General features: G+C 34.6%; 1 protein-coding gene. It reads right to left on the reverse strand.

What is annotated here, in order from left to right:
• Positions 1 to 324 precede the first annotated feature (324 nt).
• Entirely contained in the window at positions 325 to 1,437 is a 1,113-nt protein-coding gene (locus tag E0K96_RS12030) for an IS110 family RNA-guided transposase (protein WP_087305282.1), read from the reverse strand.
• Positions 1,438 to 1,545 lie beyond the last annotated feature (108 nt).

Raw genomic sequence — 1,545 nt, forward strand, 5'->3', positions numbered from 1 at the left:
TTTTTTATTCAATTGTGCCATCAAAGGCATACAAAGACCCCATAATGAAGATTTTGCGACAGTTAACCACTCTGTTATTCGTGGGTTGGTTACCAAAAGGTTAATGGTTCGTCGTCAAACTCTACAATCTCACTACGTGGATCAGTGATATTTCATATAAATAATTATCGCGACATATTATTTATATTGTCACTGCCATAAGAGGTGTATCTTAGATAGTTGAACCTGTTTTCTTATTTTGAGGTCCATCTATGCCTTTGATGATTCTGTCTTTTTTTGGCTACCTCATAATCTCTCCTTTCTTTGAGAATTTATATATCCTTTTTAATTGATATGTCCTGTTTCTATTCCCCATACAAAGCATGATAATTCTCTGGCAATCGCTGTTATCGCGATATTTCTATTGATTCCTTTTAATATCATTCTGTGATATTTCTTTTGTAATCTTATAACCGCTTTGTCCGCATAATCGATGACCTTCACATCCTGTCCCTTTTGTTTTGATATGACTTTCTTTCCTTTTTTTCCAACTGTTCCTCTTACTAGTACTTGTGCACATTCTACCAGTGTTTCTCTTACCACTGCATTTCCTTGCTTAGTTATGCTTAATCGTTTGTTTTTATCTCCGCTTGAATCTTCTCCTGGAGTTAATCCGCAATAGGATGAAAAAGCATTGGCTGTTGGAAATCTGTTAAAGTCGGAGATTTCTGCATGTAAAGTCATCGCTGCTGTTGTGTCTATACTCTTTAAACAGCGTAATTCGCCTATCTTTTCTTTGTATGGCTCTTCCTGAGATAATTCTTCTAGTTTATGCTGGAATCTGCCTATCTTCGTTTCTAATAATTCCAACTGCGATAAATATTCATCCAATATCTCTCTGTACATTGGATCCAGTTTCAGTTCTTTCAACCATTTGATATGTGATGGTATCCATCTGGACTTTCCTTCATATCTGTATCCAAGTCGTAATACAAAGGCATTGATATGCTGTTTCACTTTTTTTGATTCACCTTTAAAATCATTCATCATTCTAATGTACTCTTTAACTTCCACATCATGATCATTAGGTACATAAACTGATTTATATGATTTATTGGCTAAATTTGTTGCGATCATTTGGGCATCTCTTTTGTCGTTCTTCACCACTTTATTTTTGGCTGAACGATGCATCGTTGAAGGTGCCAGGATATCACAGGCAATCCCTTTTTCTTTTAATTGCCAATAAAGTGAATAACCTAAACATCCTGCTTCATAGCCAACCAATACATCTGCATCTTTCTGTGCTTTTTTCATTGCATTATTGATGAATTTTTCAATAAGTTTCACATCTGGACTGATCTTAGTTTCTCCTAATATTTCTCCAGTATCTCCATCAATTGCACATAAACTATAAGATTTTTTATGGACATCTGCTCCAATATAAACTATACTTTTCATAGTGACCTCCTATTGTCGTTATGGTAACGATTCTGTAATTTGTTTTTCAATCTAATTATGAATCTAAATCCACGTTTTGACAACTAGGAGGTCACTTCATATTATCTC

Origin of the sequence: Massilimicrobiota sp. SW1139, assembly GCF_012027715.1 — a bacterium.
Lineage (GTDB): Bacteria > Bacillota_I > Bacilli_A > Erysipelotrichales > Coprobacillaceae > Allocoprobacillus > Allocoprobacillus merdigallinarum.

Bases quoted from the DNA above. Each gene is read 5' to 3' on its own strand.
- E0K96_RS12030 (WP_087305282.1), bottom strand. From the start codon at position 1,437: ATGAAAAGTATAGTTTATATTGGAGCAGATGTCCATAAAAAATCTTAT.